Genomic DNA, 15,888 nt, shown 5'->3' with positions numbered 1-15,888 from the left:
ATGTTTAGCAGTCCAGAGATCGATGTTGGATGGAAAATCAAAGCGCTCTGCCCCGCGCCCGCAGAAAACACCGCAGCCTCGCGCAGGAGCTGGTGACAGAGTTGTCCGAGCGTATTCGCAGCGGTCAGCTCAAGCGCGGCGACAAACTGCCCACCGAATCCGCAATCATGGAAGAGCAGGGCGTCAGCAGGACGGTCGTGCGTGAAGCGATTTCGCGTCTGCAGGCCTCTGGTCTGGTCGAGACCCGTCATGGCATCGGCACCTTCGTGCTCGACACGCCGAGCCCCAGTGGCTTCCGGATTGACCCGGCGACCATCGTCACCCTGCGTGATGTACTGGCGATTCTCGAATTGCGCATCAGCCTTGAAGTCGAGTCGGCGGGCCTGGCAGCCCAGCGGCGCAGTGATGAACAACTGGCAGCCATGCGTTCGGCGCTGGACGCGCTCAATGAAAGTGCGGCACACGCCACCGATGCTGTGGCGTCGGACTTCCAGTTCCATCTGCAGATTGCCTTGTCGACCGGCAATCGCTACTTCACCGACATCATGACCCACCTGGGCACCAGTATCATTCCGCGTACCCGGCTGAATTCGGCGCGTCTGGCGCATGATGACCAGCAGCACTACATGGATCGGCTGAGCCGCGAGCACGAAGAAATCTTCGACGCCATCGCCCGCCAGGACTCCGATGCGGCCCGCGCGGCCATGCGCCTGCACCTCACCAACAGCCGCGAACGCCTGCGCCATGCGCACGAAGAGGCTGAATCGCAGCGGGCTTGAGGCTCAAAAAGAGGGCGCAGAACGTCCTGAACTGACCCCAAAAAGTTGGACGGTTGACTATCGTTCCCATGCTCCGCGTGGAAATGCAGTTCGTGACGCTCTGCGTCACACAGCGGCTTTTCTTTGTCAGGTGGATTTGGGTTCGGCTCAGGTCACCTTTTCGCCCCTCGGCGAGTTACTTTGATGAGGCCAAAGTAACCAAAGCCTTTCGCTCCGTTTCCGGCCCGACTTCGTCGGGTTCCTTCGCCCTGGCACTGATCCAGGACTCAGCCGTCACTGACGTCGCACTCTGCGTCGTCCGTGCCATCGTGGTAGAAAAGCACTTTTGCGGCAGTGGCTGCGGTTTGACTATCGTTGCGCACGCTCCAGCGTGGTAATGCCGGTCTTGACGCTCCGCGTCAAACATCTGCGCGGCAGCGTAAAAATAAAAACCGGACCTCGTCCTCTCCCTCTGAAAAAACCCGAAAATCCCTGTTGAGTGATTTTATTATCAGTTGTACGATGACTTACGACATCGGCGCTGACCCGGTGATCCTCTAACAATTATGTCCTCCAGGGTGTTCGAATAATGAATCCACAAGAACTGAAGTCCATCCTCTCATCCGGTCTGCTGTCTTTCCCGGTTACCGATTTCAATGCCCAGGGCGACTTCCATCGCGCCGGCTACATCAAACGTCTCGAGTGGCTGGCCCCTTACGGCGCAAGCGCGCTGTTCGCCGCGGGCGGCACCGGTGAGTTTTTCTCCCTGGCTGCCAGCGAATACTCCGAAATCATCAAGACTGCCGTCGACACTTGCGCCACCAGCGTGCCAATCCTGGCCGGTGTAGGCGGTGCGACTCGTCAGGCCATCGAGTACGCTCAGGAAGCCGAGCGCCTGGGCGCCAAGGGCTTGTTGTTGCTGCCGCATTACCTGACCGAAGCCAGCCAGGACGGCGTTGCCGCTCATGTCGAAGCCGTGTGCAAATCGGTGAAGATCGGTGTGGTGGTCTACAACCGCAACGTCTGCCGCCTGACGCCAACCCTGCTGGAACAACTGGCCGAGCGTTGCCCGAACCTGATCGGTTACAAGGATGGCCTGGGTGATATCGAACTGATGGTTTCGATCCGCCGCCGTCTCGGTGACCGCTTCTCGTACCTGGGCGGCCTGCCGACCGCTGAAGTCTATGCCGCTGCCTACAAGGCGCTGGGCGTGCCGGTCTATTCGTCCGCAGTGTTCAACTTCGTACCGAAACTGGCGATGGACTTCTACCACGCCATCGCCCGCGACGATCATCAGGCGGTCGGCAAGTACATCGACGATTTCTTCCTGCCTTACCTGGAAATCCGCAACCGCAAGGCTGGCTATGCTGTGAGCATCGTCAAAGCCGGCGCGAAGATCGCCGGTTATGACGCAGGTCCGGTGCGCGCGCCGTTGACTGATCTGACGCCAGACGAGTGCGACATGCTCGCTGCACTGATGGACAAGCAAGGCAAGCAATAACATCTGCCACGACAAAGCCGCTGAGCGATCAGCGGTTTTGTCGTTGCACTGCATGACCCTTACAGGTGGCAGAGGTCGTCGCCGTGACGCTGCCAAGGGGCCTGTAACGCTACACCCAAAAACAGCTTTACCCGCGTAAAAAAATAATCAGTGGGAGCTCTACCATGCAAAAGTCCAAGCCGACGCACGTCCGCTATTTGATCCTGTTGATGCTGTTTCTGGTCACCACGATCAACTATGCCGACCGCGCCACCATCGCTATCGCTGGTTCCAGCATTCAGAAAGACCTGGGCATCAGTGCCGTCACGCTGGGCTATATCTTCTCCGCATTCGGCTGGGCCTACGTGGCCGGTCAGATTCCCGGTGGCTGGCTGCTCGACCGTTTCGGGTCGAAGAAAGTCTACGCCATGAGCATTTTCACCTGGTCGCTGTTCACCCTGCTGCAAGGCTATGTGGGCGAGTTCGGCGTCTCCACGGCAATCGTTGCGCTGTTCATGCTGCGCTTTCTGGTCGGTCTGGCCGAAGCGCCGTCCTTCCCGGGCAACGCGCGCATTGTCGCCGCCTGGTTCCCGACTGCCGAACGCGGTACTGCTTCGGCGATCTTCAACTCGGCGCAGTACTTCGCCACCGTGCTGTTCGCTCCGCTGATGGGCTGGATTGTCTACACCTACGGCTGGCAGCACGTGTTCGTGGTGATGGGCGCGTTCGGTATCGTGTTCTCCATGATCTGGATGAAGGTCATCTACGGCCCGCGCAACCACCCGATGATCAACGAGGCCGAACTGGAGCACATTTCCAGCAATGGCGCGCTGGTCGATCTGGATCAGGACAAGGGTAAAGGCACGCAAAAAACAGCCAGCAGCGGTCCCAAGTGGGATTACATCCGCCAGTTGCTGACCAACCGCATGATGCTGGGTATCTACCTCAGCCAATACTGCATCAACGGCATCACCTACTTCTTCCTGACCTGGTTCCCGGTGTACCTGGTTCAGGAACGCGGCATGACCATCCTCAAGGCCGGCATCATCGCGTCTCTGCCAGCGATCTGCGGTTTCATCGGCGGGGTGTTGGGCGGGATCATTTCCGACTACCTGCTGCGCAAGGGCCATTCGCTGACCTTCGCGCGCAAGGCGCCGATCATCGGTGGTCTGCTGCTGTCGACCTCGATCGTGACGTGCAACTATGTCGATATCGAATGGGTGGTGGTGGGCTTCATGGCCCTGGCATTCTTCGGCAAGGGCGTGGGTGCGCTGGGCTGGGCTGTGATGTCCGACGTATCGCCCAAGCAGATCGCAGGTTTGAGCGGCGGCCTGTTCAACACCTTCGGTAACATTGCATCGATCACCACTCCGATCGTGATTGGCTACATCATCAGCAGCACCGGCTCGTTCAAATGGGCGCTGGTGTTCGTGGGCGCCAACGCGCTGCTGGCGGTGATCAGTTACATTTTCATCGTGGGTGAAATCAAGCGTGTGGAATTGAAAGAGCCGCCTGCCAAGGGGCCATTGCTGAACGACTCGGTCAGCGACCTTTCCGAAGCAAAATCCTGAGGAAACCGTGATGAACCTGATTCAACATGCCGATTCGCCACGTTATATCCGGCTGCATCCACTGGATAACGTCGTGGTTGTGGTCAACGACCAGGGTGTACCGGCCGGAACCGAATTCGACAACGGCCTGGTCACTGTCGATAACGTACCGCAGAGCCACAAGGTCAGTACCGTTGACCTGGCCGTGGGCGAGGCCGTGATTCGTTACGGCCACACCATTGGCTATGCACTGCAACCGATACCGCGCGGCAGTTGGGTCAGGGAAGACCAGCTGCGCATGCCTTCCGCGCCGGCGCTGGACAGCCTGCCGATGTCCGATGCGGTGCCGGAAAAGCAGGCGCCGCTCGAGGGTTACACCTTCGAGGGCTATCGCAACGCTGACGGTACTGTGGGCACTCGCAACATTCTCGGCATCACCACCACCGTGCAGTGCGTGACCGGTGTGCTCGACCATGCGGTCAAGCGTATCCGTGACGAGTTGTTGCCCAAGTACCCGAACGTCGATGACGTCGTGGCGCTGACCCACAGCTATGGCTGCGGCGTGGCTATTACGGCCACCGATGCCTACATCCCGATCCGCACGGTGCGCAACCTGGCACGCAACCCGAATCTGGGCGGCGAGGCGCTGGTGATCAGCCTGGGCTGTGAGAAATTGCAGGCCGGGCAGGTCATGCATGAAGGCGACAGCTCGGTGGACCTCAGCGAGCCCTGGCTGTATCGGCTGCAGGACTCTAGCCACGGTTTCAATGAAATGATCGAGCAGATCATGGAGCTGGCCGAGACGCGTTTGAAAAAGCTGGATCTGCGGCGTCGCGAGACGGTTCCTGCGTCCGAGTTGATTCTGGGCATGCAGTGCGGCGGCAGTGATGCGTTTTCCGGCATTACCGCCAACCCGGCGCTGGGTTATGCATCCGATCTGCTGCTTCGCGCCGGTGCGACGGTGATGTTTTCCGAAGTGACCGAAGTGCGGGATGCCATCTATCTGCTGACCTCCCGCGCACAGGATCAGGACGTCGCACAGGCACTGGTGCGGGAGATGGACTGGTACGACCGCTATCTGGCCAAAGGTGAGGCAGATCGAAGCGCCAATACCACGCCGGGTAACAAGAAGGGCGGGTTGTCGAACATCGTCGAGAAGTCCTTGGGGTCGATCGTCAAGTCGGGCAGCAGCGCCATCAACGGCGTACTTGGCCCAGGTGAGCGTGTCAGCAGCAAGGGGTTGATCTTCTGCGCGACACCGGCCAGTGACTTCGTCTGCGGCACCTTGCAACTGGCTGCCGGCATGAACCTGCATGTATTCACCACTGGACGCGGTACTCCGTATGGTCTGGCGATGGCGCCTGTAGTGAAGGTCTCGACCCGCACCGAGCTGGCCCAGCGCTGGCCTGATCTGATCGACATAGACGCCGGACGCATCGCGACCGGACGCGCGAGCATCGAGGACCTGGGCTGGGAGCTTTTCCACTTCTACCTGGACGTGGCCAGCGGCAAGAAGAAGACCTGGACCGAGCATTACCGGCTGCACAACGACATTACGCTCTTCAATCCGGCACCGATTACCTGACTGGAGGGTGGAGCGTCACGAACGGCATGCCCACGCTGGAGCGGGAGGAACGATCTGTGTCGGAATACGCCTGTCGTGCCCATGCTCTGCGTTGGTACGAGGTTCGGGACGCTCTGCGTCCGCGCTGAGCACCCGGTCACAATCCGAAATATTCTCTGAACTTTAAGGTCCTTTTTGACCTCTTCTACAGTAGGGCAGCCGGTCTGGCTGCCTTCGTTGATGGTGCAGGAGATTTCAAATGGGTTGGATATCGGAAAATCATTTGTGGTTGTTCGCAGCGCTGACCGCCCTGATCGTGATTTCGGACATCTGGGCAGTACTGCGTATTCGCAAGAGCAAGACACAATCCAGCAACAAGCTGATGTGGATCATTGTCGTTGTTGCCGTGCCAATCGTTGGCGTGCTGGCTCTGCTGATTGCGGGTCCGCGTCATGTGGACACACCGGCCAGACCTGAGCAGCAAAGCACCAAGTACTGACCCCGCTTTTCAAAAATACCCCGCCTGCGGGCGTGGGTATTTTTCCCTCTAGAGTGTTCCCTCCTGTTTTTCAGCACCTTTGCTCACAAAGGTGAGATGTCGGCTGGCAAAAATAAAAAACTCTGCAATTCTTCTGCAATGGTGAGGTGTTTACATGCTTGCCATCCAGACGTGAACAAGGAGAAAGCGTATGTCGATCATGACCAAGTGGGCGTTACAGGCAGCTGCGTTGTTTGTGTTGGGCTGGATGGCAGTTTCGGTAGCAAGCTGGAGCAATGACGTGGCCAATGGCACCGGCAGTGATCGGCTGGCAGAGCTGAATGCTGGCGTATTGAGCAGCCCGGTGCTGGCTGTGTCATCGTCGCCGGCAGCGCAAGGGGAGTAATCCTGCCGGATCAGCGCGAGAGCACCGGCACTTTTCTGCAGGCAAAAAAATGGCCCACAACGGGGTGGGCCAAATGGGATTCATCAAAGGAGTGGGGTCAATTTACGCAGCCGGACGTGAAGGGGATGTGAAACGGATGTCATGGAAACGAGAAGTGGTTCGATAATTCAAGCGGCGTCATGACAAGGTGAAACAGCGTCGACCACTGTCTGGCAACGCTGTGTCGAGTGATTCGCAGGGGAGGGAGTCGGTCTAGCGGGCGGCCGCCTGAACGCTTATTTCAGGGGCGGCGCGGCGTGCCATATGCGGCAGCGAATGAGGCGCGTCGATTCTGGATTTCATGCGGTCGGCAAATTCTCTGGCTTCCTGCCAGCTCCGGCATTTGACCGGATAGTCGTCCAGTATTACAACCCAAGCGTCGCCATATACACCTTCTTCAATTCGGATGAGCATTGTTGGCATCTCCTTTCAGTGAGGGTAAGTCTGTGCCGGGTCATCGGCGCTAAAGCAGACGCCCGAAATCCTGCGCCGAAAATCGGTGTCTCGCTACAAAAAATTACAATTCCCGATGAGTGTGCACGGGCTGCAAGCAGATGGGATCTGCAGCTTTCAAGGCTGTGTTCGTGGGCAAGCCTGACTCAGAAATGTGACAGGCTGATGGATAAGCGCCGATCAGAACGCCAGCTTGAAACCGATCGTGCCCAGCATGATGGCCAGGAAGGGCCGTAGCAGGTCATCGGAGACGCGGCCTGCCATGTGGCTGCCCAGGTAGATGCCGGGCAGTGAGCCCATCAGCAGCCAGCCCAGCAACTCCCAGTTCATGTTGCCCATGCTCGCATGACCCAGACCTGCAACCAGCGTGAGAGGCACCGCGTGGGCGATCTCCGTACCCACCAGACGCCGGGTCGGCAGCAGTGGATAGAGGATGAACAACGCCACCGTGCCCAACGCACCCGCGCCGATGGAGGTGAGTGCGACCATGGTGCCGAGGATCAGACCGGTGATGACGGTCAGTACCGTCAGGCTGGTGCCGCTGAAAAACGAGTAGCCGTCCCCGCGTCGGTGAGCAAAGGCCAGCAGTTTTTTCTTGAACAGCACGGCGAGTGCGGTCAGCAGCAGCACAAACCCGAGGGCCTGTTTGATAATCGCGTTAAGCGCCTCGGGAGCGGTATGCAGGGTGCTCAAAAACCACAGCGTCATGAGCACCGCCGGCACGCTGCCCAAGGTCAGCAGCCCGGTGACTTTCCAGTCGATGTTGTCGTTCTTGCGATGGACCAGAACCCCGCCGGATTTGGTAATCGCCGCGTACAGCAAGTCGGTGCCGACCGCCGTGGCCGGATTGATGCCGAACCACAACAGTATCGGCGTCATCAGCGAGCCGCCGCCGACTCCGGTCATGCCAACGATGAATCCGACTACCAGCCCTGCAACGACGAAACCCAGACCACCCGCTTCCATATCCAACCTTTTTCAAGCAAACGCATAGGCAAAAAGTGGCGGGCAGCATAACGGCTTGTGGTGTAAACGGTTATGAAGATGTGTTCTAAGGTTATAACCGTTTGTCGCGCACGATTGCCGCTTCTGCGGCTTGGGCAGCACTCTGCAGGCGTTGGTTCGGGCCGATCCAGTTCAGAAGAGCCTCGGCTTCCATGGGTTTGGCGATCAGGTAGCCTTGGCCTTCATCGCAACCCCACTGCTTGACCAGGCGACGAATCTCATCGGTTTCGATGCCCTCGGCCACGACCCAGTAACCGAGCTTCTTGGCCAGACCGATCAATGCCTTGACCAGACGCTGATCGGTTTTGTCGGACGCCAGATTACGGATCAGCGACTGGTCGAGCTTGACCGTCGTCGCAGGCAACTGCCGCAGGTAATTCCAGTTGCTGTAGCCCGTGCCGAAGTCATCGATTGCCACATCCATGCCCATCTGACGCATGCGCTCCAGTTGGTGGCGTACTTCTGCCGGGTTGTGCATCAACGCGCCTTCAGTGAACTCCAGCTCGAAGCGGGTAGGGTCGATCTTGTGCTTGCCCAGCAGACGGATCATCCGGTCAGTGAACGCAGGGCCGGTGAGGTCTTCGGGCGTCACGTTGATCGCAATACGAAAATCGAAGCCCTGTTGCTGCCAGCGAGCGGCCTGTTCGATAGCACTGGTCAGCACCCAAAGGCTCAGCGGGCGCATCAGCGCGGTCTTCTCGGCCAGCGGCACGAACTCGGCAGGCCCGATGGCCCCGAGCGTGGGGTGATTCCAGCGCAGCAGGGCCTCTACCGACGTACACAGGCCGGAGTCGAGGTCGATGCGCGGCTGGTAGACCAGACGCAGTTGATCGTCAGCGTGCACCGCCCCGGTCAACGAACTGAGCAGTTTGAAAGCACGCTGCTGGGCGGCGTCGAAATGCGGTTCATACATCGCCCAGCCGAGATCGCGGTCGCGGGCATCGTCGGCGGCGCTGATGACCATGCGCATCCAGTCCTGTTCTTCGGCCGGATTGCGGTTCAGGGTCACGACTCCCAGGCCGACCTGCATCTGTACCGGAATGCCCCGGCACTCAACGGGCGTCTCGAAGTCTTTGAGGATGGTGCGAAACAGGTGTTCGGGCGTGCGATCGCCAGCCAACAGAAAGCCGAAGCGCGTAGGGCTGACCTTGTACAGGGAACAGGTCGGCGGCAGCAGGCACTCCAGTCGGCTTTTGATCGCCGTCACCAGATCCTGCGAGAAGCTGTAACCCAGGGCCTTGACGATGTCGTTGAGGAACGCCGAGGTAATCATGTCCACCACGACCAACTGATAATCGACACTGGATGCCACTGCCTGACTGATGTCTTCCTGCAGGCGCGAGCGGTTGTACAAGCCGGTGGGCTGATCAATGAAGCAACTGAGCCTGAGGCCGACAATGCGCTTCATGACCAGTGAGGCAAAGCGCTTGAGCATCTGCGTCTGGTACTCGCTCATCGGCTCGCGCGGCTTGGTGTCGATCACGCACAGGCTGCCCAGGGCAATGCCGTCATCGGTGATCAGTGGCGCGCCTGCGTAGTAACGAATGTCAGGGTGGCCGGTCACCAGGCTGTTGTTCACGAAGCGTTGGTCGAGCGTCGCGTCGGGAATCTCGAACAGCGTGTCGGAAAGGATGGTGTAGGCGCAGAAGGACACGTTACGCGGTGTTTCACGGGCATTCAGGCCAACCCTGGCGCGGAACCACTGACGATGCTCATCGACGATCGAGATCAGGGCAATCGGCGTCTCGAAAAATGCAGCGGTCATCGCGACGATTTCATCGAATACGTCATCGGACGTATCTTCAAGTACGCACAGCTCCCGTATGCGCAACAGACGTTGCGTTTCATTCAGGGGAATGGGGGCACTGGCGTTCATGATGATTCTCAATGGGTACTCGATGATGACTATATGACATCACGAAACTCACTTTAACAGACGAAAAGATTCCGACCACAGCGGCGAGATACCGATTAATCGGCCGCAGATCGGATTTTTTGAACGCTATCGTTGTTCAAGCCGCACACGGCGAGGGGTTGGCCTTTTATTTACGGTATGTTGCCAGTGCTACCATTCGTCGACTGGCCGAAAATAAGTAAATCGAGTGCCGTCACGCAGGCTCTTCGGCTACGTTTTTTGCGTGCTGAGTGAGCAAAGGCTTCATCTTATGAAGGCGTGTGTTGCCTGCCTGCTCTCTCTGAAAATGAGCTCACCCATTGCAAAGTAATCAGGAGCCACACCATGAACATCGAGGTGCGACCCGCCCGCATGGCGGACGCTGATGCCATCAGCCGCGTGGTATTGGCGGCCTTGCGAACCAGCAATGCCAAGGACTATCCCGCCAGTGTGATCGAGCGCGTGCAATTGAGTTTCAGCCCGGCTGCGATCGAGCAGCTCATGCAACAGCGGCAAGTGTTCGTGGCGTCAGAGGGTCACGTGGTGATAGGCACTGCGAGTCTGGAGGGCGAGGTCGTGCGCTCGGTATTTGTTGACCCTGACAGGCATCGGCAGGGGATCGGGCGTTTGTTGATGGCCGAGCTGGAGGTTGTCGCACGCAAGGCGGGCGCGGCGCGGATGGTTGTACCTTCATCCTTGACTGCGCGGGAGTTCTATCTGGCGCTGGGCTTCAGCGTGGTGCGGGAACATCTGGAGGGAGAAGAGCGCACATTGATCATGGAGCGGCAACTGCGCGTTTGAGGCATTCCATGCCTTAAGCGGTGACTTCCTGTATCTCCTGCATTTCCTGCAGTTGATAGTGCGCGTACAGGGTGCTGGCTATCAGCGTGCAAAACACTTTCAGGGTATCGAGGGTATTGGCGTCATCGAGTGGCGCAGGCTTGGTATCCAGGCCGCACAGGGTGCCGAAGAAATCGCCGTTGGGAAAAATGATCGGCAACGAGAAGTAGCTCTGGAAACCGTACATTTTAGTAATGGGATGCTCTGCGTAGACGGGGTCGGTCGCGACTTCGTTGATTACGATAGGCTGGCGGTGCAGACGCAACTCATTGCAAAACGTGGTCTCCAGCTTGAGCTGATGACCGGCTTCCAGCCCGAACTGAATTTCGTCGTAAACAGCGCATGCGGTCCAGCTGGCCTCGGTGACTTTGGCAATGGCCGCAAATCTTAGCCCGGTCAGCCGGGTTACCAGCCTTAACAGACTGGAAGTGGCCTCGATTTCACTGATGACTGCCAGCTCTGCGGAAGTCAGGTTGTTGTTCAAAATGTCTCACCCTGGTCATAAAAAGCACTGATGCGGCCTTGGCAGTACGCCGGGCGCTGCCGATCCCGTGCAGGAAGTGATCGTGTCATACCTGATCGTGGCTTACATGAAATATTTTGTTGTTCGCCGCCAACTATCGAATGACTTTAATGCCCCTGTCAACGTTGCGGGCTTTTTCAAATAGTCCGGGCTCGTGAACAGGGTCTTTAGGGATCCTGTTTCAACTAAGGAAAGCGATGCGCCTGAAAGTCTGTCAGCAGGGTTGCGCGGGTTACAGGTTTTGAACGCAGAGGCTGGGGAGGGGAGGGGAGGAGTGATTGCAGGTTTTTTACCGAACGCTACTGACTCTATAAAAGAAGGGCAGTAGACGAATCTGCTGCCCTCTGTCATGTCCGGTCGGCGTAGATGTCTGGGTTACGTCTTGAAGCGCAGCACCAGATCATTCAGGTTGACCGCCAACTGCGACAGTTCGGTACTGGCGATTAGTGTCTGCCGGGTGCCTTCACTGCTCTGCACGGCAAGGTCACGAATGCTGACCAGGCTTCTGTCGACATCGCGCGCTACGTGCGCCTGTTGTTCGGAGGCCGCGGCGATCTGCAAGTTACGGTTATTGATCTCGAGTACCGAGTCGGTGATCTGGCGCAGCGACTCCCCGGCGTCTTCTGCGGTCTTGCGAGTGCTGTGAACTTCCTGGGTGCTCCTTTGCATGGACTCGACCGTGGCGGAAGAACCGGCCTGAATCGCTGAAATCATCTGTTCGACTTCTTGCGTGGACGTCTGTGTGCGGTGCGCCAGAGCCCGTACTTCATCGGCTACCACAGCGAAGCCGCGACCCTGTTCGCCGGCACGCGCGGCTTCGATGGCTGCGTTGAGTGCCAGCAGGTTGGTCTGTTCGGCAATGCCGCGAATTACGCCCAGCACTTTACTGATGTTCTGAGCCTGACCGGCCAGCGCGGTGACTTGTGCAGAAGAGCCCTCGACCAGACCCGTCAGGTTGTGCATGGCTGTCAGGGTTTCAGCAACGCGCTGGTTACCCAGGTCAGCGGAAAGGCTCGACTGTTGGGCGGCCTGCGAGGTCGAGGTAGCATTACGAGCGACCTCTTCTACGGCAGCACTCATTTCGTTTACCGCAGTAGCTGCCTGCTCGATTTCGCTGTTCTGCTGCTGCAGTGTGCGGTCGGCACTTTCGGTGATCGACGTCATTTCGACGGCGGCGGTGCTCAGTTGCGCGGAAGCGCCGGAAATTTCGTGAATGGTGGTACGCAGGTTGCCCGACATGGTGTTGAGGGCCGTCATCAAGCGTGAGGCTTCATCGCTGCCGCTAACGCTCAATTGCCGGGTCAGGTCACCGGCGGCGATGTCTTCCGCCAGTTTCAGCGAGACGCTGATCGGGTCGACAATGCTGCGTGTCAGTGCAATCGCGAGTACCACGGTAAGCAGGAACGCTGCGATCAGCACAATCATCAACACGTTGACGCTGTGGTCGTAGACTGCAGTGGCATCTTTCCCGGAGACGACCGCCTCTTCAGCATTGTGCCCACGTAGCACAGTGAGTTTTTCCTGATAGGCAGCGGCCTTTTGGGCCTGCTCTCCGTTGGCGAGGGAGACCGCTTTGTCGTGATCAGCGCTGTCCAGTGCGACGACCTGTTTCAAGCCATCAATGTAGACGCCCATCTTGTTATTGGCCTCTTCGAATTGCGCCCGGTCGGCTTCGCCCGACAGCAGGTGTTTTTGATAGAAGTCACTATTGGCACGCAGCGCCTCGATCGCTTCCCGAACCTTGGCTTCTGCGGTGGCGTGTACGCTCGGATCATTGCTGGCAAGCATCCTGATGCTTTCCAGGCGAGCGTGAAGCAGGGCGATCTGAATGTCGTCGACGACTTGAATGCTGGGCAGTGAGTTTTCTTCTATGTTCTGCTCGGCTATGCGCAGGTGGCCGATCTGTACGTAGGAGAAGGCGCCCAGACCGATCAACAGCAAGGTGATGACGCCAAAACACAGGGAAGCCCTGCGTGAAATGCTTAACGATCTGAGGTTCATGGTTGCCTCCAGCGGCAAAACAGGCGGAAGGCAAATACGTTCCTTCCAATGACTGTTTTTCTGCTGAAAACGAGAGAGCTTTAACAAAAGGGGGATGAAAGTTATTTCATAATAGCGTAATGACATTATTTGCTGCCGGGCAATCGCGTAGTGTGAAAAGTTCCAGTAACACTGTGAATAAAGTTAGCCATTATTTGAGTGACCGTCATTAAAGTATTCACTCTAATACTGCAATTCTCAGCGCGCGAATCCATCAGGCCTCGACGTCAAGCTGCGGACTCTTCAACGTGTTCCACCAACGTGTCCAGAAAACCTGCGATGCGTCCCATGCAGGCCATTCGTTCTTCTGCATGGGGCATGTGACTGGACTCTTCGAAGACAGACCAACTGATATCGGGGACGTTATCCACGTAGGGCTTCACGACGAGCGGTGTGGCTTCGTCATACTTCCCGGAAATCAGTAAGGCAGGAACGCTGATGAGCTTCAGGCGATTGACGATGGTCCAGTCCTTCATCGTGCCGATGACGTGGAACCCGGTAGGACCATTCATGGCGTGGTAGACGGTCGGATCGGCGTTAATCTCGTCGAAGGTACGTTTTACCTCCTCCGGCCACGGTGTGATGCGGCAGACATGACGGTCATAGAACACTCGCGAGGCTTTCAGGTATTCCGGGTCTTTCAACGTTTCCGCTTTTTCGTGCTTGAGCAACGCGGCCTGGACCTCAGCTGGCAGATCCTCGCGCAGCCGGTTGGCCTCACTTACCCAGGTGTGCATGTCTGCGGGGGAGTTGGCGATGATCAGCGCCTTCAGCCCTTCGGGCTGACGCACGGCATGCTCTGAAGCCAGCATGCCGCCCCACGACTGGCCCAGCAATGCGTAATTGTTTTCGATGCCCAGGTGCTCAAGCAGGTTGTCGAGTTCGCTCAAAAACAGATCGACTGTCCAGAAGTCGCGCTTCACCTCGCGCAGGTGGGTCGACTTCCCGTTACCCAACTGATCGTAGTGGATAACGGCCCTGCCGGTGCTGGCGATGTCCTTGAACGAATCGACGTAGTCGTGCGTACAACCGGGACCGCCGTGCAGAATGACCAGTGGAGTGTCGGGACTGTGCAGGTCGCCTGTGATGCGATACCACGTATGATAGTCGCCAAAGGGCGCAAAACCTTCCTTGATCGTCATATCTGCCATGTCGGCGGTCCCTGCTGGATAGTTTGAGGGCACCATAGCGCGGCGTCTTGCGTTTCATAACTATAGAAAATGATAGGTTTTGGCCTATAAACCGGTCAGTGGTCGAGTAAGCGGTAGTGAACGGCACGCACCACCGCCTGCACACGGTTTTTGGCCCCCAGCTTTTGCATGGCCGAATTCAGATGCAAGGTCACCGTGGATCATCTGCTGATCAACCACGATGCGGGCGTCAACTGGATCGACCTCTACCACAGCCCCTACATCAACGTGTCGCACAAGAACATCAAGCACTTGGGCCAGAACCCGTTTGGCCGCTTTACGCTCGAAGAAACGGTCAAGAAATGACATGAGCGGGGCGCCCGTCTGATCGGCAGGCGTTGTTCAACGACGTTTTTCAGCGCGTATTCGGCCGGGAAACGTTAATTTGTATCCTCAGGTTTACCTGAGCTTCAACAGGCTCTGCGGATGGTAAGGTTGCGGCCTTTTTGCGCTGTACCCCCGCGGAGCCGTCATGCATAAACCCACCCCCCGTATCGAATCCCCGAATGCGCTGGCGTTCATCACGCGTTTCTTCGCTGCTGAATCCGCAGGCGGGCTGATGTTGATGGCGGCTGCGCTGGCGGCCCTGATCGTTGCCAACTCACCGCTGGCCGACAGCTACTTCGCCGCGCTGCACGCAGTGTTCGCCGGGTTGTCGGTTTCGCACTGGATCAATGACGGCCTGATGGCAATCTTCTTCATGCTGGTTGGCCTGGAGATCAAGCGCGAGGTGCTCGCCGGCCAGCTCGCCTCCTGGAGCCAGAGGGCCTTGCCGGGCTTTGCGGCGCTGGGCGGCATGGTGGTTCCGGCGCTGATCTACGTGGCGTTCAACTGGGGGCGGCCAGACACTATCGGCGGCTGGGCCATTCCGGCAGCGACCGACATCGCATTCGCCCTGGGTGTGCTGTCACTGCTGGGCAAGCGCGTGCCGCTGTCGCTGAAGATCTTCCTGTCTGCACTGGCGATTCTCGATGACCTCGGCGCGGTGCTGATCATCGCGCTGTTCTACACCAGCGATCTCTCCATTCCCATGCTGCTGGCAGCGCTGGGCTCCATCGCCGTGCTCGTCGCGCTGAATCGTCTGGGTGTTAAAAAACTGCTGCCTTACCTGGTTGTAGGCGCGCTGCTGTGGTTCTTCATGCTCCAGTCCGGTATCCACGCCACCCTCGCGGGCGTCGCGCTGGCGCTGTGCATCCCGTTGGGCAAACCCGATGAAGAGGCTCGCTCGCCACTGCTGCATCTGGAAGAAAAGCTGCACCCGTGGGTGGCGTTTGCCGTCGTACCGATCTTCGGTTTTGCCAACGCTGGCGTATCACTGTCGAGCATAACCGCCGACAAGCTCGTGGACCCGGTCCCGCTTGGCGTTGCGCTAGGGCTACTGGTCGGCAAGCAGGTCGGCATATTCGCCATGGCCGCGCTGGCGATTCGCGCAGGCCTGGCCCGCTTGCCGGACGGCAGCAACTGGGGCCAGTTGTATGGCGTCGCAGCATTGTGTGGTATCGGCTTCACCATGAGCCTGTTCATTGGCGCACTGGCCTTCCCGGGCGCGCCGGAACTGGTCGACGAGGTCAAGGTGGGCGTGCTGATCGGGTCGGTGTTGTCGGCTGTGTTGGGTGTGGTTGCGTTGCGCAGGTTTGCGCCGCGGGGGTGAATCTGATTGCAATCTGG

Annotated in this window: 14 protein-coding genes and 3 pseudogenes; 9 read left to right on the top strand and 8 right to left on the bottom strand. The window is 58.3% G+C overall.

Going from position 1 to position 15,888, the window contains the following annotated elements:
* Window positions 1–29 precede the first annotated feature (29 nt).
* The 6 genes from V476_RS06365 to V476_RS06335 all read left to right on the top strand — a co-directional run bounded on the left by V476_RS06365 (window position 30) and on the right by V476_RS06335 (window position 6,236).
* Window positions 30–779, top strand: coding sequence for a FadR/GntR family transcriptional regulator (locus V476_RS06365; RefSeq protein WP_003313750.1), 750 nt, complete (start codon window positions 30–32; stop codon window positions 777–779).
* 568 nt (window positions 780–1,347) lie between these two features.
* Window positions 1,348–2,259 (top strand): 5-dehydro-4-deoxyglucarate dehydratase, encoded by a 912-nt coding sequence (kdgD, locus tag V476_RS06355; protein ID WP_003313748.1) that lies wholly within the window; start codon window positions 1,348–1,350, stop codon window positions 2,257–2,259.
* 164 nt (window positions 2,260–2,423) lie between these two features.
* Complete coding sequence (locus V476_RS06350; protein WP_003395109.1) at window positions 2,424–3,809, top strand: MFS transporter; 1,386 nt, start codon at window positions 2,424–2,426, stop codon at window positions 3,807–3,809.
* Window positions 3,810–3,819: 10 nt separating this feature from the next.
* The gene (gene garD / locus V476_RS06345) at window positions 3,820–5,373 is read left to right on the top strand and encodes a galactarate dehydratase (protein ID WP_003395112.1); all 1,554 of its coding nucleotides are present in this window, start codon (window positions 3,820–3,822) and stop codon (window positions 5,371–5,373) included.
* A gap of 238 nt (window positions 5,374–5,611) precedes the next feature.
* A complete protein-coding gene (locus tag V476_RS06340) occupies window positions 5,612–5,851 on the top strand; it encodes a PLDc N-terminal domain-containing protein (protein WP_003340505.1) in 240 nt (79 codons plus the stop codon).
* 190 nt (window positions 5,852–6,041) lie between these two features.
* Window positions 6,042–6,236, top strand: a complete 195-nt coding sequence (locus V476_RS06335; protein ID WP_003313744.1) for a hypothetical protein — start codon at window positions 6,042–6,044, stop codon at window positions 6,234–6,236.
* Between the two features lie 252 nt (window positions 6,237–6,488).
* On the opposite strand, the gene V476_RS06330 is transcribed toward V476_RS06335, so the two are convergent.
* The 3 genes from V476_RS06330 to V476_RS06320 form a co-directional block, all read right to left on the bottom strand.
* Window positions 6,489–6,689 (bottom strand): hypothetical protein, encoded by a 201-nt coding sequence (locus V476_RS06330; protein WP_016568993.1) that lies wholly within the window; start codon window positions 6,687–6,689, stop codon window positions 6,489–6,491.
* A 219-nt stretch (window positions 6,690–6,908) separates the two neighbouring features.
* On the bottom strand, window positions 6,909–7,694 hold the full coding sequence (locus tag V476_RS06325; RefSeq protein ID WP_003400068.1) for a sulfite exporter TauE/SafE family protein: 786 nt from the start codon (window positions 7,692–7,694) through the stop codon (window positions 6,909–6,911).
* A gap of 91 nt (window positions 7,695–7,785) precedes the next feature.
* Window positions 7,786–9,609, bottom strand: a complete 1,824-nt coding sequence (locus V476_RS06320) for a sensor domain-containing phosphodiesterase (RefSeq protein ID WP_003395119.1) — start codon at window positions 9,607–9,609, stop codon at window positions 7,786–7,788.
* Between the two features lie 363 nt (window positions 9,610–9,972).
* On the opposite strand from V476_RS06320, the gene V476_RS06315 reads away from it, so the two are divergent.
* The gene (locus tag V476_RS06315; protein WP_024959653.1) at window positions 9,973–10,428 is read left to right on the top strand and encodes a GNAT family N-acetyltransferase; all 456 of its coding nucleotides are present in this window, start codon (window positions 9,973–9,975) and stop codon (window positions 10,426–10,428) included.
* Window positions 10,429–10,441: 13 nt separating this feature from the next.
* Here V476_RS06315 and V476_RS06310 read toward each other — a convergent pair whose 3' ends face one another.
* The 5 genes and pseudogenes from V476_RS06310 to V476_RS26760 form a co-directional block, all read right to left on the bottom strand.
* Entirely contained in the window at window positions 10,442–10,951 is a 510-nt protein-coding gene (locus V476_RS06310; protein ID WP_003340514.1) for a GAF domain-containing protein, read from the bottom strand.
* A 414-nt stretch (window positions 10,952–11,365) separates the two neighbouring features.
* Complete coding sequence (locus V476_RS29275) at window positions 11,366–12,154, bottom strand: methyl-accepting chemotaxis protein (RefSeq protein WP_370683556.1); 789 nt, start codon at window positions 12,152–12,154, stop codon at window positions 11,366–11,368.
* 69 nt (window positions 12,155–12,223) lie between these two features.
* Window positions 12,224–12,991, bottom strand: a pseudogene (locus V476_RS29270) (MCP four helix bundle domain-containing protein); the annotation flags it as partial.
* Between the two features lie 266 nt (window positions 12,992–13,257).
* A complete protein-coding gene (locus V476_RS06300; RefSeq protein ID WP_024959654.1) occupies window positions 13,258–14,181 on the bottom strand; it encodes a proline iminopeptidase-family hydrolase in 924 nt (307 codons plus the stop codon).
* A gap of 95 nt (window positions 14,182–14,276) precedes the next feature.
* Window positions 14,277–14,381, bottom strand: a pseudogene (locus tag V476_RS26760) (LuxR C-terminal-related transcriptional regulator); the annotation flags it as partial.
* Between the two features lie 22 nt (window positions 14,382–14,403).
* Here V476_RS26760 and V476_RS06295 point away from each other — a divergent pair.
* Both V476_RS06295 and nhaA read left to right on the top strand, forming a co-directional pair.
* A pseudogene (locus tag V476_RS06295) lies at window positions 14,404–14,526 on the top strand (ABC transporter substrate-binding protein); the annotation flags it as partial.
* Window positions 14,527–14,692: 166 nt separating this feature from the next.
* Window positions 14,693–15,871: a Na+/H+ antiporter NhaA gene (gene nhaA, locus V476_RS06290; protein ID WP_024959656.1), complete on the top strand. Its 1,179-nt coding sequence runs from the start codon at window positions 14,693–14,695 to the stop codon at window positions 15,869–15,871.
* Window positions 15,872–15,888 lie beyond the last annotated feature (17 nt).

This window comes from Pseudomonas syringae KCTC 12500 (assembly GCF_000507185.2).
Classification (GTDB): domain Bacteria; phylum Pseudomonadota; class Gammaproteobacteria; order Pseudomonadales; family Pseudomonadaceae; genus Aquipseudomonas; species Aquipseudomonas syringae.
Note: the sequence above shows the minus strand (reverse complement) of the source record. Positions and strands in the feature narration are given on the sequence as shown.